Raw genomic sequence first — 23,568 nt, forward strand, 5'->3', positions numbered from 1 at the left:
TGGGTTTTAAGAAAGAAATATCCTATAACCCTTTTTAACATGCAAATTAAATTATATGATCTATATGAACTGATTATGACACCGGTGTCAGGTGGCGTCAATCATGACTTTTCGTCAATGACTAGCCACACTTATCTGGTTTTGTTTAATTAACAAACAGATGTGTGGGATCGGTTAGGTAAGTTGTGCACTACTGTATATCCCACTCAGCTGGGGTATAATTAAGGTGTGTTACCGATATAGTATAGAATTTGTTACCGAGGAGGAAACTTAATGCAAGTTGCATTAGTTGGTTTGGGTGTGATGGGGAAAAACCTCGCGCTAAATTTAGTAGAACAGGGCATGACATTAGTCGCCTATGATAAAAACCCGGATGCAGGTGCCGAGTTGTTGAGTTGCGCACAGTCATTGGGTATTGCTGAGCGCCTTCACATAGTTTCCGATCTTGCTGACATGGTAAAACGATTGGACACACCAAGATCAGTTTTGCTGTTAGTTCCGGCTGGTGAGCTGGTGGATAAGGTGTGTCAGGATTTAATCGAAGCGGGTGTAGAAAAAGGCGATATCATTGTCGATTGTGGTAACAGTAACTACAAAGATGGCATTGCGCGTAAACTGAAGTACCAAAATAAATTTGAGTTTGCCACTATGGGTATTTCCGGTGGTGCAGAAGGGGCCCGACATGGCCCGGCTATGATGGCCAGTGGTTCTGAAGGCGGTTGGGAGCGTTTGATCCCTTGGTTTGAGAAAGTGGCCGCCACACATAACGGCGAATCTTGTTTTGCGCGTGTTGGTCAGTCTGCTAGCGGTCATTTTGTAAAAATGGTTCACAACGGCATTGAGTATGCGCTGATGCAATTGATTGCCGAGATGTACCAGTTGTTACGAATTGGCACAGGCCGAACGCCAGCACAAGTTGCAGCGGTATTTAAAGAGTGGTCTGAAGGCGAGCTCAACAGTTATCTGCTGGCTATTTCCAGCCATATTCTTAGCCTGGAAAATGACCAAAATGAACCTGTGGTTGATCTGATTGATAATAAAGTCGGTGCGAAGGGCACTGGGCTTTGGACAGCACAAAATGCGCTGGAGCTAGGTATTGCGGTGCCCTCTTTGGTTGCAGCGGTACAGGCAAGGCATTTGACTAACACCATAGATACACCAGCTGCGAAGGAAATGACTTATGCTAATCGTGATACGAACAGCGTTGAGCTGGACCTTAGCGAGCTAAGAGAAGCATTCTATTTTGCCAGCCTGCTTTGCTATCGTCAGGGCCTTGCGCTTATCAAAGGTGCATCCAGGTCTCACCAGTGGAAAGTAGATTTAGATAAGACGCTTCAAACATGGCGCGCGGGTTGTATCATACGAGCAGATTACCTGGATGATATCGCCAAAGGGGTTGAATTCATTGATACCCTGGAAGGGCCTGCAAATGCCCTGCGTAAAGTGGCAGGGCAAGCTATCCAAAGCGGCCTTGCATTCCCTGTGCTCACTTCAACGCAAACCTACGTTGCAACACTGAGCACACCTAGTAATGGCCACTTAGTACAAGCGCAACGCGACTACTTTGGTGAGCATGGTATTAAAACACACAGTGGAGAGTCATGCCATTTGACTGATCTGACTGAGATAGATGCTAAAGTGAGATAACCTTTGAAGCTCTAAAAAAGCCCGGTAGTTAATACAACTTCCGGGCTTTTTTGTATATTCAGGAAGTTGCTTAGCGGGTCAACTCGCCACGCAGGTTATCTTGCATGAGATGGCGAACCGTCTCTAATTCGAGACCCTGACTGAATAGGTAGTGTAATTTTGTCAAACAGGCTTCGAGTGTCATATCGTAGCCACTAATCACGCCACAGTTAAGCAGTGCATTGCCAGTTGCGTAGCCACCCATATTGACCTGTCCCTGAATGCACTGGGTTAAATTCACAATGACAACGCCTCTGTCTGAAGCTGCTTTGAGCGCACTGAGGATATCTTCTTGCTGTGGGGCATTCCCGACGCCAAAGCTGAGCAGAATAAGTGCCTTAATGTCACTTTGCAGGACATTAGTTACCATAGTGCTGCTAATCCCGGGGTAAAGGTGCAGCACGCCAATAGGTTGTGACGTAACAGACGTAACCTGCAAGGCTTGATCGACATAAGGACTTAACTCACCTTCGATCAACTGAATATTAATACCTGCTTGTGCGAGCGGCGCCATATTCGGTGATGCGAAAGCGTCAAACCCGTCAGCATGCGCTTTGATGGCTCGGTTACCACGAAACAATTTATTATTGAAAAACAGGCTCACCTCAGCAATAGGATAGTTAGCAGCAAGGTACATAGCGTTAAGTAAATTAACCTGGCCGTCAGAGCGAAGCTGAGACAAAGGGATTTGAGATCCCGTGATGATTACAGGCTTAGTCAGATTCTCAAACATAAATGATAATGCTGAAGCTGTATAAGCCATGGTGTCTGTGCCGTGGAGCACCACAAACCCGTCATACTCTTCATACTTGCTTTTAATATCATCTGCTATCAGTTGCCAGTGCAGTGGGGACATATCCGACGAATCGATAAGCGGGCAGTATTCATGAATGTCGAACAGGGGCATCTCTTCTCGGGTGAACTCTGCATTACTTTTGACCGTTTCTGTCAAATAGCCGGCAACAGGGACATAACCCCGGCTGGATTGCTTCATACCAATTGTACCGCCTGTGTAAGCGATATAGATTTTTTTTCTTTTCATTCTGCTACCTAAAAAAAAGCCCGGAATTCAGTCCGGGCTAATTATATCAACTGCAGCATCACAATGCAGTCAAATCAAAGAGACATTCTCTACTCGGCGACAACGCAAGTCGTACATAGGGTGTAGATGTTGTTAGGATCATTAAACTGCGCAATTACGGTAGCACTATGCTGAATCTGGTCTAAAACCTGATTTAAACCCAGGTGGGCTAGAGCGCTTATCTGGGTTGCTTGCTCATCCGAGGACGCCAGCAGAGATTGGACTGCCGCAGAGCCGAAAATATCCTGAAGCAGCTTTTCTTTCTCAGACAAAGTTTGCTCAACAGTGTATACATCATAATGTTCAAGGTTCGCCATTTGGGCTGCGGCCTCTATTGCCTGTTGCTTGGTACCGAGTTTATCAATTAACCCAAACTCATGTGCCTGTGTGGCGAGCCACACTCTGCCCTGTGCAACATTATCAACGTCAGAGACGGCCAGGTTTCGTGAGTCTGCAATGACAGAGATGAATTTGTTGTACGCGTCTTCAACGCCCATTTGTAATACATGTGCAAATTTAGGGTCCAGGCCTCGAGCCAGGGAGGAGGATTTTAGTTCCGTGGTGGCAACACCATCTGAATAGATGCCAAGTTCTTTTAGAGAGTTCTCAAAAGTTAGAATGGTGCCGAATACACCGATAGAACCGGTAATCGTACTGGGCGACGCCCAGATTTCATTGGCTGATGCGGCAATCCAATATCCACCGGACGCTGCGACTGATCCCATAGAGGCAATGACAGGTTTGCCTGCGGCTTTAATGGCCAGTACTTCATTACGAATGATTTCAGATGCGAACATGCTGCCGCCGCCAGAATCGATTCTTAACACCACGGCCTTAACCCGCTCGTCCAGTCGCGCTTTGCGCAGTAGTGCCGCTGTGGAGTCTCCTCCAATCATGCCTGCCTTGCGTTTACCATCAACAATGTTGCCTTTGGCAACGACCACGGCCACTTTATCTGTAAAGGGGTTCACGCCAAAGCCATTAGATGACACGGCAGTATAATAGTCTTCAAATGCGACTTGTTTGAACCGCTTACCATTGTCCTGAGTCCCAACCAGGTCAATGAGCTTCTGGTTGAACTCCTGATCGGTTTCAAGCTTATCAACCCAGCCATATTTAACAGCAAATTGTGCAGAGTCTCCGGTCACAGAAGTCATTTTATCTACAAATTGCGTTAGGGTTTCGTCAAAGTTTGCAGTATCAAATCCGCGCTTACTCGCGACATCTTGCTTGTACTGGCCCCACAGAGCATTTAGCCACATTTGATTAGCTTCTTTGGCTGCCTCGGACATATCATTTCGGATAAAAGGTTCTACTGCTGATTTATAGGTACCAACGCGGAAGATATGCTGAGTGACTTTGAGCTTTTCAAGAGCATCCCTAAAGTACATTGGATAGGAGCCATAGCCGCTAATATTAATACCACCGTAAGGGTGGATGGAGATTTCATCAGCATGCGCAGCCAGATAATACTGAGACTGACTAAAGTAGGGGCTATGCGCGAACACTTTTTTATCTGCGGCTTTAAACACCTCTATGGCACTTGCGATATCGCGTAACTTGTCGAGGTGCGCATAATGCATGTGACGTAAATCTAAATAGAGTGCCTTAATACGGGCATCATTGGCGGCAATATTAATTGTATCAACAACGTCATCAACCAACATTTCTTTTGGCATATCTTGTTTGCCAAAAATATCCCCCATTGCTGCGTCTACAGGATCCACATATGTGAGCTGCTCAACCAATTTTCCTGATAGGTTTAGACGCAAAACACTGCTTTGAGCAATCTGTGGCTCTTTTTCCGCAGGAAAGGCAGCTATGACCGCTGCGATGATGAGGAAAAAAAACAAAAAATTGAGTACCAGGCGGCGAGAAAAGTTCAGCGCGTGCCAGATACCGAGAAAAAATTTACCGATCAATTTCAAAGCCGTACCTCTGAATGTCTAAGTGGAATGTACTCAATATTAATCATAACTTAGTTGCTCTTAAGCCGTTAGAACAAAAACGTAACTAAGTATTATTTTGCAGATGATAGGCTGAAAAACAGCCAGTTTTTACCTTCTGTATGCTATTTCAAAGAAATTAGTCGCGGTTTTTGCTTGCGAAAAAATATAAAATCGTTAATGTTCACAGGTAAGACCAGTTACATTGGGGCACGCAATGTTAGAACAAAAACTACAATTGAAGAACACAGATTTGCGAAATCGCTTGGTCATGGGCTCTATGCACACGGGCCTGGAAGAGGGATGGCATAACAGGAAACGACTTAAAGCCTTTTATGAGGAGCGCGCGAAAGGCGGTGTTGGCTTGATCATCACCGGAGGTTATAGCCCGAATTTGCGTGGCAAACTCACCCCGATTTCTTCCTCGTTTAATAGTCGCTATGACATAATCAAGCACCGAGCGTATACGGACGCCGTGCATGAACACGGTGGCAAGATTTGTCTTCAACTATTACATGCCGGGCGCTACGCTTACCACCCTTTTAATGTTGCACCCAGCGAGATCAAAGCACCCATTAACCCCTATACACCAAAATCTATGTCGCTGAGCATGATCCGCAACACAGTAAAAGATTTTGCTAAATCTGCCAAAATGGCGGAGAAAGCAGGGTATGATGGTGTTGAAATCATGGGCTCTGAAGGTTATCTGATCAACGAGTTCATGGCCGAACACACCAATAAGCGACAAGATTTATACGGTGGCACCCTAGAAAACCGAATGCGGTTGGCCGTTGAGATTGTCCGTGCAGTACGTGAAAAGGTTTCGCCCAAGTTCATAATTGTATTCCGTTTATCGGTAATGGACCTAATCCCTAATGGTTCGACAGCACAAGAGGTTACGGCTCAGGCCAAAGCGCTGGAAGAGGCCGGTGTAGATATTCTCAATACAGGGATTGGCTGGCACGAAGCGCGTGTTCCGACGATTGCCAGTATGGTGCCAGCAGGGGCTTTTCGCGAAGCCTCAAAACGTCTTAAAGATGTTGTGGATATTCCAGTTGTAGCGGTCAACCGGATCAATACCCCTGAACTTGCCAATGATATTCTCAATCAGGGAGAAGCGGACCTGATTTCCATGGCGCGCCCTTTACTTGCAGATCCCGAGTTTTTTAACAAGTATGCGCAGAATAAGGCTGAACAAATCAATATTTGTATTGGTTGTAATCAGGGCTGTCTGGACCATGTATTTAAAGGCAAGCGGGCGACTTGTCTTGTTAATCCGCAGGCAGGTTTCGAGCTTGATTATCCTCTGGAACGTACAAGCAGCCCTAAACAGGTGCTAGTTGTCGGTGCCGGCCCGGCGGGTTTGTCCGCCAGTTGTTATCTTGCCAAAAAGGGCCATAAGGTGACCCTGATTGACAAGAATGAACATGCTGGGGGTCAGTTTAATCTGGCCATGCGGATCCCCGGTAAAGAAGACTTTAAATACACTCTGAACTACTTCCTGAAGGAAGTCGAACGCCTGGGTATTGAGCTCAAGCTTGGTTGTGAATATGAGTCATCTATGGCTCAGTCATACGATGACATTGTGTTTGCAACCGGGGTCAGTCCTCGACAATCCAGAATTACCTGTAGCGATGGTAAGCGTGTTTTTGCTTACGATGAGGTGATCCGCAAGGAAGTTGAGCTGGGTGATAAAATCGCGATTCTTGGCGCCGGAGGAATTGGTTTTGATATGGTTGCATTTCTGGCTGAACAGGCAGATCAGAGCATAGATGAATTTAAAGCGCAGTGGGGAATTGAATGTCAGCCGTCAGACAGCGGGACGGGTAAAAAGCTCTATATGCTTAAACGTAGCGAAGGACGCTTTGGTAACAACTTAGGCAAAACGACAGGGTGGATCCACCGAGCGGTAGCGAAGCACCATAACGTCGAACAGATTGCCGAATGTGAGTATATTTCATTTGATAACAAAGGCCTGCTTGTTAAGCAAGGAGGGAAAGAGCGCGTCCTGGACGTGGATACAGTCGTGGCTTGTATTGGTCAGACATCGAACGATGCTTTATTTGACAAAGACGCCATGCCAGCCAACCAGCATGTCATTGGCGGCGCTAAGCTGGCGGCGGCTATTGATGCCAAGAGAGCTATCTATGAAGCGTTGCAGGTTGCGAGAAAGATATAAACCTGACGATGAACAGCAAAACACGGGTAGGCTTTATGTATGGCGCCCGTGTTTTGTGCCATTTAAAACCATACTATTTGCAATAAAAAAAGGTGATATAAGGTCTACACTCATAACATCAGTTAAAACAGACTTTATATATGCTTAAATCATTCTACCTCCTTTATCGTTCTCTTCTGGACAAAACGTCTTTACTGGATGGCCTGGCGCCTCTGATGCTCAGATTTATTCTGGCTCCTGTAATGATCATTGCCGGATTCAATAAACTCAACCTTGCCAAAGCGGACCTTGCCTGGTGGCAGCGCTTACTGGCCGATGAAAATGTCGTTGCCTGGTTTGGTAACGCGCAGTGGGGGCTTGGCCTGCCTGCGCCGGATTTGTTGGCATTTCTGGCGGGTTGGACGGAGTTTCTTGGTGGCTGGCTGTTATTGATCGGTCTGGCTACACGGCTGGTGTCGGTACCACTTGCCGTGACTATGTTTGTAGCTGCGACTCAGGTCCACTGGCACAATGGGTGGTTTTCGGTCGCACCCAGTAACCCGGATACCAGCGCCGCACAAGTATTTGCCTGGCTGGGAAGCGATGTCGCTAAGCAGAGTCTGGAATCCAGTAACGAGGTAGCCGAGCGGCTGTCCCGCATCAAAGAAATTGTTGAAGCCAACGGTTTACCAGAGTACCTTTATGAATACGGAAATCCGGTTATCCTGAATAATGGCATTGAGTTCGCCGCGATTTATTTTGCTATGCTAATAAGCCTGATTTTCACAGGCGGCGGGCGCTATTTCAGTCTCGACTATTGGTTCCGTAAGTATCTGGAGCCCACCAAGGATTACTTGCCGTGAATGGTTTTTAGCAACTGCTACTAAACTTTTAGGGCCTTGTCGCGTTAGAATAATGAGTGAACAAAAATTTTAGGAATTACAAATGGATGCCATAGAACTTTTACTGACGCGACAATCCGACAGCAACCTGTCTTTTCCGGGGCCGAATGCCGACCAGCTTGAAGTGATAAAAAAAGCTGCCCTCAAGGTGCCTGATCACGGTGGGTTAAAGCCCTGGCGCTTTATTTTGGTCGAGGAGCTGGGGAGGGAGAAATTGGGCGAGATATTCCACCAGGCCGCAGTCGAGGAACAACAAGAACAGCGTATCGTAGACCGTGCCAAATCACTGCCTGAGCGTGCACCTATGCTGATCATTGCCGTTTCTCCCTTTACGGAGCACCCTAAAGTGCCCAGAATAGAGCAAATTGAAAGCGCAGCCTGTAGCGTGTTTGCGATGCAACAGGCCGCATTTGCTCAGGGTCTGTCTGGTGTCTGGAGAACAGGTTATTTTGCTCAGAGTGCATCCGTTAAGCGCCAGCTTGGCCTGAACGAACAGGATGAAATTGTTGGTTATCTTTATCTTGGCACGCCGACAGTGCAATGTACTAAGCCTGTCAGGCATCAGCCGGAAGACTTTTTCACTCAGTTGTAGTTAAGTCGCCTCTGGATATAACGACGCGACACAGTGTCAGAATGGGGTGATTTCATCAGATAATCATATCTTCTTGTCTCAGTGGGCTTAGAGGCTCACTGGTTGCCTTGATGAGAAAAAAGCGCTTAGAAGAAGGGCGATTGTCTGGCAAAGAAAATGCCGCCAGGTGGCGGCATTGGGCTCAGATAGGAACTGTTTGTCTTTGGCTATTAGCGTATAAGATAAACAGAGCCTACAAACTTAGAAATAGCCACGGATCCCTAACTTGAAGTTACGTCCTGGCAGCGGTGCTTGTTCTTTGATAAACGAGCTGTGTACAAAGCCAAGTTCATCTGTGATGTTGTCGACATTCACATAACCAACCAAGTCTACACCCGACAAGCTGAAATCATAACTAAAGCTGGCATTAAGCAAAGTATAGCTGTCCGTCTTAGTTTCTGACTGCGCTAGTTTATCTTGTGTCATGTAATGCGTTGCGCTCAGCTCAGCTGAGAAATCTTCCAGTTCAAAGCGGTAGCTCGTGCCAAGCTTATTAGCTGGAATACGTGGCAGATACTCACCAGAGTCAAGCTCAGCTCTCAGGTGGTCACCATAGATCTTAATACGGTTACGCTCATCAATCTGATAGTGGGCATCAAACTCAAACCCGTATAGTTCAGCATCGGCACTTTCAAACTGATACACAGGTAATGCACCATCGTGATGGTGATCAGCCAGTTCTATACCATGCTCACCTGTGTACATATAACCTGTGTTGCGCTGGTAATAGTAGTTAGAAACATCATTGTAGAAAAAGTTTACTGTGTAACCGAAGTCACCGATGAAGCGTCTGATACTAATGTCCAGGTTAGTGGATCTTTCCTGCTCTATATTTTCCGGCTCGAAATGAACTTCGTCACCTTCGATGTGATAGCCAAGGCCGAGCTCGTAGGTAGAGGTTGCAATGTGCAGGCCGTTTGACAAGAGTTCAGCAGTCAAAGGTGCACGCTCAGAACGTGACAGGTTGACAGCAACATTTTGACCTTCTGCAAAATCATATACGGCACCAATCGATGCACTGAAGTTGGTGGTATCCAGTGTATAGTCGATGATCTCAGCCACGTGTTCATCTTCATGACCTTCATGCTCGTGCTCATCGTGCTCGTCATGATCATGTTCGTCGTGCTCATCGTGGCCTGAGGTAAAGCTACTCGATAATGCAAAGTCCTCAACGCGTGCACCCAGCTCTAATGTCACATCACCAAAACGACGTTCTTCCAGGATATAAAGGGCATGAGTTTTGGTGTTGGTAGCAGGAGTGAACGCTTCTGCGCCCTCAGCAGCATAATCGCTGTCAGAGAAATGATAACCCACAATACCGTGCCACTGCCCAAGTCTGTGCTCGATATTAGTTCTCAATTCAGTCGTTTCGTTGCTGAACTTAGTGCCAACCGCGCCGTGCTCAATCTCTGAGTGCTCATAGTCTGTAAATCCAGCACGTACCTGAATAGACTCAATCCAGTTATTGTGTAGTGCATAGTTAAACAGGGCCTGCCATCTGTCCTGCTTTACGCGAGCAAAGACCGACTCTTCTTCATTACCATGTGCATCATCGTGTTCGTCTTCACTGCGCTCATCGTGATCATGTTCATCATGATCGTGCTCGTCGCCGTGGTCGTGATGTTCATGAGAGTGAGCAGGGATCCCATAGTCCGTTTCAATGCGGCCGTAAGATAAGCCAACCGTTAAGTGATCGCCAACGAAGCTGGTACCAATATTAAACTGTTCAGAGTCGATGAAGGTATTGGCAACACGCTCTGCGTACTCAGCTTCGCCGTGTGCTTCCTCGCCATGCTCTTCTTCTGCATGCTCGTCGTGACCGTGTTCCTCATGTTCGTCATGATGCTCTTCATCGTGGTCATGATCGTCATGCTCTTCACCCGGCAGAGCAAAACGCGGTGTGTCATAGTCACCACCTTTACGCGTTACGCCATCAAAGTGGAAGTTAAAGCCGTTGTTGCCCGCTTCAAATAAGGCGGCAACCGTATTGGTGTTTGAGTTGGTGTCATGGCTGAACTCAGCAGCGCCCTGAACACCCTCAATGACATCAGTTGGGATACGGTTATCTACTACATTAACCACACCACCAATGGCGCCTGAGCCATACAGTAAAGTAGCAGGACCGCGTAGTACTTCAATTTGCTGTGCAGACAACGAATCGTTGGTATTCGCATGGTCAGGACCAACACGAGATGCGTCACTGCTGTCCAGGCCATTCTGAGTGATTTTAACGCGTGGACCGTCTAGGCCACGAATGATCGGGCTGGAAGAGACTGGCCCGAAATAGCTGGCATTAATGCCTGGCAGTTGCTTAAGGGTTTCACCCAGTGTTGGTTGTGCGGTGTTTTTCAGCTCGTCACCACTAAGCACGGTAACAGGGGAAGCCATTTCGATGTTATTTTTGTGTAGTGCAGACGCATAAACAACAACACTCTCTACAGAGCTTGGAGTCAGCTTGACTGTGACATAAGGCGAGTCTGGAGAAACATCGATACGCTCGTTAACGAAGTTATTTTTGCTTACATGAAGCTGTGAATCCTGATCGACATTAATGCTAAACTGACCGTTAATATCAGTTTTTACTGACTGTGACTTACCGTGTAAGTGTACGGTGGCATTAGGAACTGGTTGGTTGTTGGTATCCAGTACTTTACCTTTCAGTTGTGCGGCTGAGGCCTGAGAAGAAAAAATTGCGCTGGTTATGGCAAAAGTGATCAAAGATTGTTTAAACATAGTGCTCTTTCTGGATTGATTATACTTGCAATAATATAACACCGCACCAATGCGGTATCAATGATGTTATACTATATCCGCAAGGTTGCATTATTTTGACGGCTTCATATAGTTACAGTGATAGGTTTGGATGGATGAATTATGACAGATCTCTTTGTTTTTAAAGTACGGATGAACATAGCAGACTTGTTTCATCATGCACATCATCAGGAAGTGTTCACCGCAGCGTTGCAAAAAGCCGAAACACTGGAGCACTTTGTGTTGAAGCTAATAGGTTTCTGTGGCTTGTCTTACTTAGACAACGTGCACTGGCTGGGAGTGAGAGAGAAAAATCAGCCCGATGTCTGGCTTGAAAATGCCCAAGGCCAAATTGAGGTTGCGCTATATATTGGTGAGCTCAGCCTGGGTGAGCTGCAGAAGTATCGTAAGCATGCAAATAAAGTGGTTTGTCTGGTAGCCGGCGCAGACGCCTGGTACAAGGAGCTTTCTTCCCATCTGATAGCGATGCAGGACATTCGTATTTTTTCATTATCGGCGGATTTTGTGAGCCAACTCGCTGCTGCACTTTCTCGCAGCCTGCACTGGGATGTGATCATTGATAACGGCGTGATCAGTGTAAGTGATAAAGCGGATTACTATCAAAGTGAGATCATTAAACTACACTAGCTTAATGATCACATCGGTCACGGGTTTGCTGCAACATAGCAAAATTTCTCCGTCACGTACAAACGCCAAAGGTTCCTGATTATAGGCAATCTTACCCCGACATAACTTGGCGCGACAGGCGCCGCAGAACCCCTCTCTACATTGATAGGCTACTTCAACCTGATTTGCTTCAAGTGTTGCGAGTAATGAAGGGGAGTGAGCCGCGTGTAACAGCGGCTCTTTTTCTGGGTCAAGAAAGATTTTTTTGACTGGCCTGTCTGCCATTACAGATCAAAGTCACCAAAGTCAGAGGCATCGACTTCAGAGTCAATCTGACCAACCAGGTAAGAACTAATCTCAGCTTCCTGAGGGGCAACCTGAACGTTGTCAGAGACTAACCAGGCATTGATCCAGGGGATTGGGTTACTATTGCTTTCAAACTGTGCTGGTAATCCAACCGCAGTCATGCGGACATTGGTGATGTACTCAACATACTGACACAGAATGTCTTTATTCAGACCAATCATAGAGCCATCTTTAAACAGGTATTCAGCCCATTCTTTTTCCTGCTCCGCGGCTTCTACGAACATCTGAATGGCTTGTTCCTGACATTGTGCAGCAACAATGGCCATTTCCGGGTCGTCTTTGCCATCTTGCATGATATTCAGAATGTGCTGAGTACCAGACAGGTGGAGCGCTTCGTCGCGGGCGATAAGCTTAATGATTTTTGCATTACCTTCCATCAGCTCACGCTCAGCAAATGCAAACGAACAGGCAAAGCTTACATAAAACCGAATAGCTTCCAGAATGTTCACCGACATGATGCACAGATACAGCATTTTCTTCAGCTCGAACAGGTTAATATGCACTGTCTCACCGTTGATTTCGTGTTTGCCTTCGCCGTACAGGTTATAAAGTGACACTTTTTCTATTAGTTCATCATAGTGCTTAGTCACGGCCTCTGCACGCTCACTGATCTTATCGTTTTCAACGATGTCGTCGAAAATAAGCTCCGGTGATTTAGTCACATTACGAATAATGTGTGTGTATGAGCGGCTGTGAATAGTTTCACTGAACGCCCAGGTTTCAATCCAGGTTTCCAGCTCAGGGATTGATACAATAGGCAACAAAGCCACGTTTGGAGAACGCCCCTGAACACTGTCTAACAGAGTTTGATACTTCAGGTTACTCAGGAAAATGTGCTTTTCGTGCTCTGGTAATGCCTGAAAATCTAACCTGTCTTTGCTCACATCGACCTCTTCTGGTCGCCAGAAAAAAGACAGCTGCTTTTCAATCAGCTTTTCGAAGATAGGGTACTTCTGCTGATCATAACGGGAGACATTAACAGACTGACCGAAAAACATCGGTTCCTGTAATTGATCGTTGTGGGTTCTGTTAAACGTAGAATACGACATAGATAATTCTCGACACCAAAAAAGAGCGGGTAAAATACCCGCTAACCATGATTAGATTTTACAAGCGCCGCCTGCACAATCATCGTCTTCAACCTCAGGTTTCATTTCGTCCTGAGCATCCGATGCACCGTCACGGGTGTTGTGGTAATACAGGGTTTTCACACCCAGTTTGTATGCAGTAAGCAAATCTTTAAGCAACAGCTTCATAGGTACTTTACCACCCTCAAACTTAGTCGGGTCGTAGTTCGTGTTTGCTGAGATAGTTTGATCAACAAACTTTTGCATAATACCTACCAGACCAAGGTAACCATCGTTTGACGGGATATCCCATAGCAGCTCGTAGTTGTCCTTCAGTCTTTCGTACTCAGGCACAACTTGCTTTAGGATACCATCTTTACTGGCCTTAACGCTAATATGACCGCGTGGTGGCTCGATACCATTGGTTGCGTTTGAGATCTGTGAGGAGGTCTCTGATGGCATCAGTGCAGACAGGGTAGAGTTACGCATGCCGTACTGCATAATGTCCTGACGCAGTGCGTCCCAGTCAAGGTGTAGTGGCTCGTTACAGATGTTGTCGACATCTTTCTTGTAGGTATCAATTGGCATAATACCTTTTGCGTACGTTGTCTCATTGAACTTAGGACATGCGCCGCGTTCCTGAGCCAGCTTGTTGGACGCTTTCATCAGGTAGTACTGAATCGCTTCAAACGTTCTGTGGGTCAGGCCGTTAGCACTGCCATTTGAATATTTTACGCCATTCTTAGCCAGGTAGTAGGCATAGTTGATAACACCAATACCCAGTGTACGACGACCCATAGTTGCATTTCTTGCAGCCGGAACAGGGTAGTCCTGGAAGTCAAGCAAGTTGTCCAAAGCGCGAACGGCTAATTCTGCTAACTCTTCAAGCTCATCCAGGCTGCTGATAGCACCCAGGTTAAAGGCCGACAGCGTACACAGGGCGATTTCGCCTTCTTCATCATTAACATGACTGAGTGGCTTAGTTGGCAGTGCAATTTCCAGGCACAGGTTAGACTGGCGGATAGGCGCAACTTTGGCATCAAACGGGCTATGGGTGTTGCAGTGATCGACGTTTTGCAGATAGATACGGCCCGTGCTTGCACGTTCCTGCGCAAACATAGAGAACAGCTCAAGTGCCTTTATGCGCTTCTTACGGATAGACTCGTCTTGCTCATATTGTACATATAAGCGCTCAAATTTGTCCTGATCCTCAAAGAAGGCATCGTACAATCCCGGTACGTCTGACGGACTGAATAGCGTGATGTAGTCATCTTTGATCAGACGCGTGTACATGGTTTTGTTGAATTGAACACCGTAGTCCAGGTGTCTTACACGGTTTTCCTCAACACCACGGTTGTTCTTCAGAACCAGCAGGTTTTCAACTTCCAGATGCCAAAGCGGGTAGAACAGTGTTGCTGCACCGCCACGCACACCACCTTGAGAGCAGCTTTTAACCGCTGTCTGGAAGTGTTTGTAGAATGGAATACAGCCGGTGTGGAAAGCCTCGCCGTTACGGATAGGGCTGCCCAGAGCACGGATCCGACCTGCATTGACCCCAATCCCAGCGCGCTGACTGACGTATTTTACGATGGCAGATGAGGTGGCGTTAATCGAATCCAGGCTGTCCGCTGTTTCAATTAACACACACGAGCTGAACTGGCGCGTTGGCGTACGTACGCCCGACATAATAGGTGTCGGCAACGAAATCTTGAACTGTGAAACCGCATCGTAAAAACGCTTGATGTAATCAAGGCGTGTTTCTTTTGGATAATCTGAAAACAGGCTGGCAGCAACCAGGATATACAGGAACTGAGCACTTTCATAGATTTCACCCGTTACACGGTTCTGAACCAGGTACTTACCTTCGAGCTGTTTTACCGCAGCATAACTGAACGACATATCACGGTCATGAGCGAGGAAGTCGTTTAGCTGCTCATATTCTTCACGGGTATAGTCGGTTAAAAGACCTGCATCATAGCGCTTGTCTTCAACCAGTTTAGTCACGTGGTCGTAAAGATGAGGTGGTTCGAACTGGCCATAGGCCTTCTTGCGCAAATGGAATACAGCCAGACGCGCCGCAAGGTATTGGTAGTCTGGTGTGTCTTTTGAGATTAGATCGGCAGCTGCTTTAATGATTGTCTCATGAATGTCTTCTGTACGAATACCATCATAAAACTGAATGTGAGACTTAAGCTCGACCTGAGAAACCGACACATTATTCAGGCCTTCTGCCGCCCAGTTTATCACTCGATGAATTTTATCTAAATCAAGCGGCTCTTTACGGCCGTTTCGTTTACTGACAGATAATTGTTGGTTCATAGCTACGCCTGTATTCCCCCGGAATGCGGTAATTTTCATCGCATATTCATAATTGCTTAGCATTTCACCACTATATATGGTGTCCGCTAGAAAGAGGATCACAAGATAGTGGGGTTAGCGTCATTTTGCAATAGAACAACTTTCTATGGATTGTGGATAACATAGGGATAATATTTTTATGTTAGCAAATACTAACCTTCTGCTATCCAACGACGCTGTAAGCAAAAAAAAATCAACTCACACCAGTCGATTTTTCGCTTTTTTTAAGAAATTTTCGCAAATTGCACGACTGTTTTTTTTCTGCGCAACTTTGTTCTCAATATAGTATAAAACACAATATATAGTGGTGTTTTATTATCAATGACACTAAATATGAGAAAAGATCGATTCTGGGTTAGTAAGATCCAGATCCGCAGACCAGCTGTGTGCCTCTTCCAGGGATGGAATGAAACCCCATAAGGCTGCCGCTGACCTCATACCTGCGGCTTTGGCCGCAGCAATATCTCGAGCAGCGTCTCCTACATATATACATTGCTCAGGGTTAACTCCCAGTTTTTCTGCCACAAGCAGCAGCGGCTCAGGATGGGGTTTGGCAACGGTTAAGGTATCGCCACAGACAACGACCTCAATCTCTCTGAGTACGGCGATTTGTGCCAGCAAGGGCAGGGTCAGAAAGGTTGGCTTGTTGGTCATGATGCCCGTTTTGATCCCTTTCTGCGCAAGAGCCTCCAGTAAAGACTCAACTCCTGTAAAACAGTGTGAGTGAACTGCCAGATTCTGTGCATAGTAGTCGAGCACTTCCTGCTTGAGCGTTTCGAAGTCGAATTCACTGAGTTTATCACCAAAGCCAACTTCCAATAATGCTTTTACACCATTGGAGATAGCCGGGCTATAAACAGCGCGATCGACTTGCGCCATACCATGTTTTTTCAAAACGTGGTTCAGTGCACCGCCTAAGTCATCACTGGTATCGAGCAATGTCCCATCGAGGTCAAATATTACGGCCTGTGTCATGCTAGCTTCTCAAAATGTAGTAGGTAATTGACACTGACATCATTGGTCAGTGTAAAGGTTTTGCCAAACGGGTTGTAGTTAATCCCGGCAGCGCGACGTACTTTCAGGCCTTCAGCTTCAGCCCAGCCAATCAAAGTTGAAGGGCGAATGAATTTATTATGGTCATGTGTGCCTGGAGGAACCATTTTTAATACACGTTCCGCAGCAACGACAGCAAGTAAGAACGCCTTGTGGGTTTTATTCAATGTTGAAAAAAACACATCAGCCCCGGGTTTGGCTGCTTTTGCAACCGCTGCAACGATAGATGCAGGATCAGGTACGTGTTCTAACATCTCCATACAGGTGACTACGTCAAACTGCTCGGGGTGGTGTGCAGCAAATTCTTCGGCAGACACTTTACGGTAGTCTATGCTAACTCCCGCTTCGAGTGCGTGTAATTTAGCAACGTTCAACGGTTCCTGGCCCAAATCAATACCGTGTGCTTTAGCGCCAAGCTTTGCCATGCTTTCGGTCAGAATGCCGCCACCGCAGCCGACATCCAGCACATTTTTCTCAAATAACCCGCCACAGCGGTCATTGATAAAATCTAATCGCAGCGGATTGATATCGTGCAGCGGCTTAAATTCGCCTTCGCGATCCCACCAGCGTTCTGCTATCTCTTCAAATTTCGCAATTTCACTTAAATCTACATTTTGATGTTCGGTCATAAAAAACTTCCTCGTTGAACTGAGGGCATTCTATCGGTATTGGATTAAATTTCCGAGTGATTTAGCCACTGCATTAGGGCAGAAACTATGATAGTATCCCCAGTCGAACTAATAATAATTGAGCCTTTTGATGTCCATAGTGTGACACAAAAGGGAAAGACTCTGAAGGAAAGTGGTATTAAATGACTGATCTTGCCAATGAAATCCTCCCGGTCAATATCGAAGACGAATTGAAAAATTCCTACCTTGATTACGCGATGAGCGTTATCGTTGGACGTGCGTTGCCGGATGTCCGCGATGGCCTGAAGCCTGTACACCGTCGCGTGTTATTCGCAATGAACGAATTGCGTAACGACTGGAACAAACCTTATAAGAAATCAGCCCGTGTTGTGGGCGACGTGATCGGTAAATACCACCCGCACGGTGATAGTGCGGTTTACGATACCATAGTTCGTATGGCACAGCCTTTCTCACTGCGCTACATGCTGGTGGATGGTCAGGGTAACTTCGGTTCTGTTGATGGTGACTCGGCAGCTGCGATGCGTTATACCGAAGTGCGTATGGCTAAAATGTCTCATGAGCTATTGGCTGATCTGGACAAAGAAACCGTAGACTATGTGCCTAACTATGATGGCACTGAGCAAATTCCTGATGTACTGCCAACAAAAGTACCCAACCTGCTGGTGAATGGTTCGTCTGGTATCGCGGTTGGTATGGCAACAAACATTCCGCCTCATAACCTGACAGAAGTGATCAACGGCTGTCTGGCTGTGATCCAAAACCCGGACATCACTATTGATGAGTTGATTGATTATATCCCGGGTCCGGATTTTCCGACCGCAGCTATCATTAATGGCAAGAAAGGCATCGAGCAGGCTTATAAAACCGGCCGTGGTAAAGTCTATATTCGTGCCCGCGCAGAGATCGAAACCGACGAGAAAACCGGCAAAGAAACCATCATTGTCAATGAGATCCCATATCAGGTTAACAAAGCGCGTTTGATAGAGAAAATCGCCGAGCTGGTTAAAGACAAAAAGGTAGAAGGGATCAGCGCACTGCGTGACGAATCTGACAAAGACGGTATGCGTATCGTTATTGAGATCAAACGTGGTGAAGTAGGCGAAGTTGTACTGAACAACCTGTATGCCCAAACTCAGCTACAAACTGTGTTTGGTATCAACATGGTTGCGCTGGATAACAATCAGCCGAAGTGTTTTAACCTTAAAGAAATGCTTGAAGCCTTTATTGTTCACCGCCGTGAAGTGGTTACGCGTCGTACCGTATATGACTTGCGTAAAGCACGTGATCGCGCACACACGCTAGAAGGTTTGGCGATTGCGTTGGCGAACATCGATCCTATTATTGAGCTTATCCGTAAGTCACCGACCCCGGCAGAGGCAAAAGCTGCACTAACTGCTCGTCCATGGGAGCTGGGTTCTGTACGCTCTATGCTGGAGCGTGCTGGCGAAGAAAACGTGGCACGTCCAGACTGGCTTGACGCTGAGCTTGGGATCCGTGATGGTCAGTACTACCTGTCAGAGCAACAAGCTCAGGCTATCCTTGATTTACGCTTACACAAGCTAACAGGCCTTGAGCATGAAAAGATCTTGGGCGAATACCAGGAGTTACTGGATTTAATTGCAGAGCTATTACTGATTTTGTCATCACCAGATCGTCTGATGGAAGTGATCCGTGATGAGCTGGCAGAGATTAAAGAAAACTATGGCGATGATCGCCGTACTGAAATTTCTGCGGCAGCGCACGATATTAGCCTGGAAGATCTGATCAACGAAGAAGATGTGGTTGTAACTCTGTCTCACGAAGGCTATGTGAAATATCAGCCGCTATCTGATTACGAAGCGCAGCGTCGTGGTGGTAAAGGTAAAGCTGCAACTAAGATGAAGGATGAAGACTTCATTGAACGTCTGCTAGTTGCCAATACCCACGATACTATTTTGTGCTTCTCCACCTCAGGGCGCCTGTATTGGCTTAAAGTGTACCAGTTGCCACTGGCATCACGTGCTGCACGTGGTAAGCCAATCGTTAATTTACTGCCGCTGGAAGCCGATGAGCGTATCACCACGATTCTGCCGGTTAAACAGTATGAAGACGATAAATTTGTACTGATGGCGACGGCCAATGGTGTCGTGAAGAAGACTCCACTGACAGCATACAGCCGCCAACGTGCAAGCGGGATTATCGCTATCAACCTGAATGACGGTGATAACCTGATAGGTGCAGATATCACTGATGGCACAAACGACATCATGCTATTCACTGACCATGGTAAAGTCGTTCGCTTCAACGAGAAGCTGCGCGACTCAGAAACCGGTGAAGTGAAGATTGACCCTGAAACAGGTGAAGAAATGATGGCACTGCGTCCTATGGGTCGTACTGCTACAGGTGTACGCGGTATTAAGATGCCTGATGACGTGAAAGTTGTTTCGTTAATTGTACCTAAGAATGACGGCGCCATTCTGACCGTGACTGAAAACGGTTATGGTAAGCGTACGCCACTTGAGGAATATCCAGCGAAGAGCCGTGCAACCCAGGGGGTTGTGTCAATTAAGGTGACTGAGCGTAACGGTCGTGTGGTTGGGGCCGTACAAGTTCAGGACAATGACGAAATTATGCTGATCTCTAACCGTGGTACCCTGGTACGTACCCGAGTCAACGAGGTATCTACCGTTGGACGTAATACTCAGGGTGTTATCCTGATAAGAACGGTTGACGACGAGCAGGTAGTTGGTTTACAACGTATCGAAGAGATTGAAATCGACGATACCCTGGAAGGGGAAGCCGAGCTTGTTGAAACGCCTGACACTGAAGAGCAGGCACCAGAGTAATCTGGGTGAAGATAAAAAAGCGGCTTAGGCCGCTTTTTTATTATTTCGACAGACATAATGTGAGCGCACAACATCACGTTCTGTGCGTTCACAAAAATAATTAAGTACACTGCCTGGTGCAGTATAAAAACTGGAATGAGGAAATTATGAGCGTTTATAACTTTTGTGCAGGTCCGGCGATGTTACCTCCTGCTGTTATGAAAAAAGCCCAACAAGAATTTATTAACTGGCAGAACCTTGGCGTCTCTGTCATGGAGATCAGTCACCGTTCAGCGCCATTTCTGGAGCTGGCCCGTGAATGTGAAGCAAGTTTGCGCCGCCTGATGAATATTTCAGATGAATTTGAGGTGCTATTTATGCACGGTGGTGGTCGCGGCCACTTTGCGGCAGTGCCTCTTAACTTGCACCAGGACGATGCGCCCGGTGTTTACATTGAAAATGGTATCTGGTCCTGTGGTGCGACAAAAGAAGGTCAGAAATTCACGCAGGTTGAGGCGATTGATATTCGCCGTGATCAGGAGGGGGTTTTTGATGTGCTGCCTGTGTCACAGTGGGATTTGCCTGAAAATGCGGCATATATTCACTATTGTCCTAACGAAACCATTGATGGCATAGAGCTATTTGATGTACCAAAGCATCCAACCGCGCCGATTGTTGCAGATATGTCTTCAAATATTCTGTCGCGTGAAATGAACGTGGACGACTTTGATTTGATTTATGCTGGTGCACAGAAAAACATTGGCCCATCAGGGCTCAGTATTGCAATTGTGCGCAAAACGCTGCTTGAGCGCACAGGTTTACCGAGACCTGCTATTTTAGATTACGCAATCGAAGCACAACAGCAAAGCATGTACAACACGCCACCGACGTTTGCCTGGTATCTGGCCGCCGAGGTATTCAAATACCTTGAGTCCATCGGTGGCGTTAAGGCGATGGAAGCACACAATAAAGAAAAGGCTGCGCTTCTGTACGATTACATCGACAGCTCTTCTTTCTACCTGAACAAGGTTGCTAAACACTGCCGCTCTCTGATGAATGTACCATTCTGGTTGCACGATGAATCGTTGAATGAAAAATTTCTGTCACAGGCGCAGGAAAACGGCCTGATTGCATTGGAAGGCCACCGTTTTGTGGGCGGGATGCGAGCCAGTATCTACAATGCAATGCCCGTTGAAGGGATCAAGGCGTTGATCGCATTTATGGAAAAATTCGCCCGGGAGAACAGCTGATGGAGCAACTCAGACTAAACGCGATTAACAAGGTGAGCGGCAGGGTTACTTTGCCTGGCTCTAAGAGCCTGTCAAATCGGGTTTTATTATTGGCAGCCTTGTGTGATGGTGTCACCCAAGTAAACAACCTGCTCGACAGTGATGATATTCGCCATATGCTGTTAGCGCTTGCAGAGATGGGCGTAAACGTTGAGTTAAACGCGGATAGCACGTCTGCGCGAGTTTATGGCCAGGGCGGACGTTTCAAAACCCCGTCTGAAGCGTTATTTTTGGGTAACGCGGGAACCGCATTCAGGCCTCTGACTGCCGTGTTGGCGGCATCTCAGGGCCAGTTTACCCTGATCGGTGAACCTCGAATGGAAGAGCGTCCTATTGGTCATCTTGTTGATGCATTACATACCTTAGGCGCTGACATAAAATATTTGAAAAATAAAGACTACCCTCCGCTACAGGTCAACGGGGATGCCATTGAGGGGGGAGACGTTGAAATTGACGGTAGCATTTCAAGTCAGTTTCTGACGGCTCTGCTTATGGCTGCACCACTGTTTGTCAAGGACACCACCATCCGTATCAAAGGTGAGCTGGTTTCAAAACCCTACATAGACATAACGCTGGGTGTGATGGCGCAGTTTGGCGTTACGGTTGAGCATGACAACTATCAGATATTTCATGTTAAAGGCCAGCAGGGTTATGTTTCTCCAGGTAGTATCATGGTTGAAGGTGACGCATCGTCGGCATCTTACTTTATTGCCGCAGCTGCCATTGCCGGCGGTGAAATCGAAATCAATGGTGTGGGACGTAAGAGTGTCCAGGGAGATATCGGCTTTGCTTCTGTGATGGAGCAAGTAGGTGCGGTGATTGACTGGCATGACGAAAAGTTGGTGGTACGTAAAGGTGAGCTCAACGGGGTTGATATTGACGCCAACGCGATCCCTGATGCTGCAATGACATTGGCGACCGTCGCTTTGTTTGCAAAAGGCAAAACAGCAATTCGCAACATCTATAACTGGCGTGTCAAAGAAACAGATCGTTTGTACGCGATGGCAACGGAGCTTAAAAAGGTTGGTGCTGAGGTGATTGAAGGGCACGATTTCATCGAAATCACACCGCCAGAGGCTTTTCACCTGGCAGAGATCGATACCTATAATGACCACCGTATTGCCATGTGCTTCTCTATGTTGGCCGTAGGTGGGGTGGATGTCATCATTAACGACCCTGGCTGTACAGCGAAAACCTTCCCAACTTACTTTGACGTTTTGTCTTCGGTTAGTCAGTAACATCGAATCGGCTGTCTAGTCGAGTTAGAGAACTGAAATATAGCCGCTCTCAGGCAACTTGTTGCTTATGAACAGGTTGCCTGTCGTACCATCCCACCCATTATTCTTTGTACTGTAAATTTAAAATCAAACAAAAAGTTACATGTCAATAAGGATCTATTCAGCAAACTTGCGTATAATACTGCCGTTAATTTTTGGTGTGCATTTCGGGAGGTTTAAATGCAGGCTGTAATGCCAGTAATCACCGTAGACGGTCCAAGCGGCTCAGGTAAAGGAACGGTTTGCCGTTTGCTTGCTGAAAAGCTCGATTGGGACGTGTTGGATAGTGGCGCTATTTATCGCGTTTTATCTTTGGCCGCTATTCATCATCATATTGCACTCGATAACGAAGAGGCTTTAGTGCCTCTGGCCGCGAATCTGGATGTTCAGTTTCCAATCGATGGCGTTACGAAAAAAATTAAAGTGATACTTGAAGGTGAGGACGTAACACATACCATTCGTAATGAGGAAGTAGGCGCAGCGGCGTCAAAAATAGCCGCATTACCCCGGGTTCGTGAAGCGCTACTGCGTCGCCAAAGAGCCTTTCGCAGTGAAAGAGGTCTGATTGCCGATGGCAGAGATATGGGCACTATCGTTTTCCCAAAAGCTGAATTGAAAATTTATTTAACAGCCAGTGCACAAGAGCGTGCAAAGCGTCGTTATCTGGAGTTGAAGGATAAAGGCCTGGATGTTACACTAGATGGTCTTTTAAGCGAGATTGAAGCTCGTGATGACCGTGATATGAACCGCAAAGTCGCGCCTTTGGTGCCTGCGGATGACGCTATCGTGGTTGATACAACTGAATTAGATGCAGAACAAGTGTTTGCGAAAGTCACCACTTTGGTTCAAGAGGCGATTGCCGCTGGTAAATTGCCCGCATCGTTTTAGATTTTTTTACCGCGTTGGCAGGAAGCCGACGTTA

General features: G+C 46.7%; 17 protein-coding genes. 9 read left to right on the forward strand and 8 right to left on the reverse strand.

What is annotated here, in order from left to right:
• Positions 1–273 precede the first annotated feature (273 nt).
• The gene (gene gndA / locus NH568_RS04675) at positions 274–1,647 is read left to right on the forward strand and encodes an NADP-dependent phosphogluconate dehydrogenase (protein WP_253044980.1); all 1,374 of its coding nucleotides are present in this window, start codon (positions 274–276) and stop codon (positions 1,645–1,647) included.
• A gap of 70 nt (positions 1,648–1,717) precedes the next feature.
• On the opposite strand, the gene ansA is transcribed toward gndA, so the two are convergent.
• Positions 1,718–2,728, reverse strand: coding sequence for an asparaginase (ansA, locus tag NH568_RS04680; RefSeq protein WP_253044982.1), 1,011 nt, complete (start codon positions 2,726–2,728; stop codon positions 1,718–1,720).
• Between the two features lie 89 nt (positions 2,729–2,817).
• On the reverse strand, positions 2,818–4,689 hold the full coding sequence (gene sppA / locus NH568_RS04685; protein WP_253045754.1) for a signal peptide peptidase SppA: 1,872 nt from the start codon (positions 4,687–4,689) through the stop codon (positions 2,818–2,820).
• 241 nt (positions 4,690–4,930) lie between these two features.
• On the opposite strand from sppA, the gene NH568_RS04690 reads away from it, so the two are divergent.
• From NH568_RS04690 to NH568_RS04700, 3 genes are all read left to right on the forward strand, one after another.
• Entirely contained in the window at positions 4,931–6,892 is a 1,962-nt protein-coding gene (locus tag NH568_RS04690; RefSeq protein WP_253044984.1) for an NADPH-dependent 2,4-dienoyl-CoA reductase, read from the forward strand.
• Positions 6,893–7,032: 140 nt separating this feature from the next.
• Positions 7,033–7,734: a DoxX family protein gene (locus tag NH568_RS04695; RefSeq protein WP_253044988.1), complete on the forward strand. Its 702-nt coding sequence runs from the start codon at positions 7,033–7,035 to the stop codon at positions 7,732–7,734.
• 82 nt (positions 7,735–7,816) lie between these two features.
• Entirely contained in the window at positions 7,817–8,365 is a 549-nt protein-coding gene (locus NH568_RS04700) for an NAD(P)H nitroreductase (RefSeq protein ID WP_253044992.1), read from the forward strand.
• Between the two features lie 240 nt (positions 8,366–8,605).
• On the opposite strand, the gene NH568_RS04705 is transcribed toward NH568_RS04700, so the two are convergent.
• Entirely contained in the window at positions 8,606–11,137 is a 2,532-nt protein-coding gene (locus tag NH568_RS04705; RefSeq protein WP_253044996.1) for a TonB-dependent receptor, read from the reverse strand.
• Between the two features lie 141 nt (positions 11,138–11,278).
• Here NH568_RS04705 and NH568_RS04710 point away from each other — a divergent pair, with 141 nt between their 5' ends.
• Complete coding sequence (locus NH568_RS04710; protein WP_253044998.1) at positions 11,279–11,803, forward strand: YaeQ family protein; 525 nt, start codon at positions 11,279–11,281, stop codon at positions 11,801–11,803.
• On the opposite strand, the gene yfaE is transcribed toward NH568_RS04710, so the two are convergent.
• From yfaE to ubiG, 5 genes are all read right to left on the reverse strand, one after another.
• Complete coding sequence (gene yfaE, locus NH568_RS04715) at positions 11,795–12,067, reverse strand: class I ribonucleotide reductase maintenance protein YfaE (RefSeq protein WP_138552579.1); 273 nt, start codon at positions 12,065–12,067, stop codon at positions 11,795–11,797. The two genes, NH568_RS04710 and yfaE, sit on opposite strands and share 9 nt — an antisense overlap.
• Positions 12,067–13,197, reverse strand: coding sequence for a class Ia ribonucleoside-diphosphate reductase subunit beta (gene nrdB / locus NH568_RS04720; protein WP_125717593.1), 1,131 nt, complete (start codon positions 13,195–13,197; stop codon positions 12,067–12,069). The genes yfaE and nrdB overlap by 1 nt, the downstream gene beginning before the upstream one ends.
• A 51-nt stretch (positions 13,198–13,248) precedes the next feature.
• Positions 13,249–15,534 carry a class 1a ribonucleoside-diphosphate reductase subunit alpha gene (gene nrdA, locus NH568_RS04725; RefSeq protein WP_253045000.1) on the reverse strand — a complete coding sequence of 762 codons (2,286 nt, stop codon included), beginning with the start codon at positions 15,532–15,534 and terminating at the stop codon, positions 13,249–13,251.
• A 366-nt stretch (positions 15,535–15,900) separates the two neighbouring features.
• Positions 15,901–16,548 (reverse strand): HAD-IA family hydrolase, encoded by a 648-nt coding sequence (locus NH568_RS04730; RefSeq protein ID WP_253045004.1) that lies wholly within the window; start codon positions 16,546–16,548, stop codon positions 15,901–15,903.
• Positions 16,545–17,255, reverse strand: coding sequence for a bifunctional 2-polyprenyl-6-hydroxyphenol methylase/3-demethylubiquinol 3-O-methyltransferase UbiG (gene ubiG, locus NH568_RS04735; RefSeq protein WP_054015018.1), 711 nt, complete (start codon positions 17,253–17,255; stop codon positions 16,545–16,547). The genes NH568_RS04730 and ubiG overlap by 4 nt, the downstream gene beginning before the upstream one ends.
• A gap of 182 nt (positions 17,256–17,437) precedes the next feature.
• On the opposite strand from ubiG, the gene gyrA reads away from it, so the two are divergent.
• From gyrA to cmk, 4 genes are all read left to right on the forward strand, one after another.
• A complete protein-coding gene (gene gyrA, locus NH568_RS04740; protein ID WP_253045008.1) occupies positions 17,438–20,101 on the forward strand; it encodes a DNA topoisomerase (ATP-hydrolyzing) subunit A in 2,664 nt (887 codons plus the stop codon).
• Between the two features lie 146 nt (positions 20,102–20,247).
• Entirely contained in the window at positions 20,248–21,330 is a 1,083-nt protein-coding gene (serC, locus tag NH568_RS04745; RefSeq protein WP_253045009.1) for a 3-phosphoserine/phosphohydroxythreonine transaminase, read from the forward strand.
• Positions 21,330–22,607 (forward strand): 3-phosphoshikimate 1-carboxyvinyltransferase, encoded by a 1,278-nt coding sequence (gene aroA / locus NH568_RS04750; RefSeq protein WP_253045010.1) that lies wholly within the window; start codon positions 21,330–21,332, stop codon positions 22,605–22,607. Before serC ends, aroA begins: the two co-directional genes overlap by 1 nt.
• 219 nt (positions 22,608–22,826) lie before the next feature.
• Positions 22,827–23,534, forward strand: a complete 708-nt coding sequence (gene cmk, locus NH568_RS04755) for a (d)CMP kinase (RefSeq protein WP_253045011.1) — start codon at positions 22,827–22,829, stop codon at positions 23,532–23,534.
• Positions 23,535–23,568: the final 34 nt, after the last annotated feature.

Source organism: Pseudoalteromonas sp. XMcav2-N (assembly GCF_024124545.1).
In the GTDB taxonomy this organism is placed as follows: domain Bacteria; phylum Pseudomonadota; class Gammaproteobacteria; order Enterobacterales; family Alteromonadaceae; genus Pseudoalteromonas.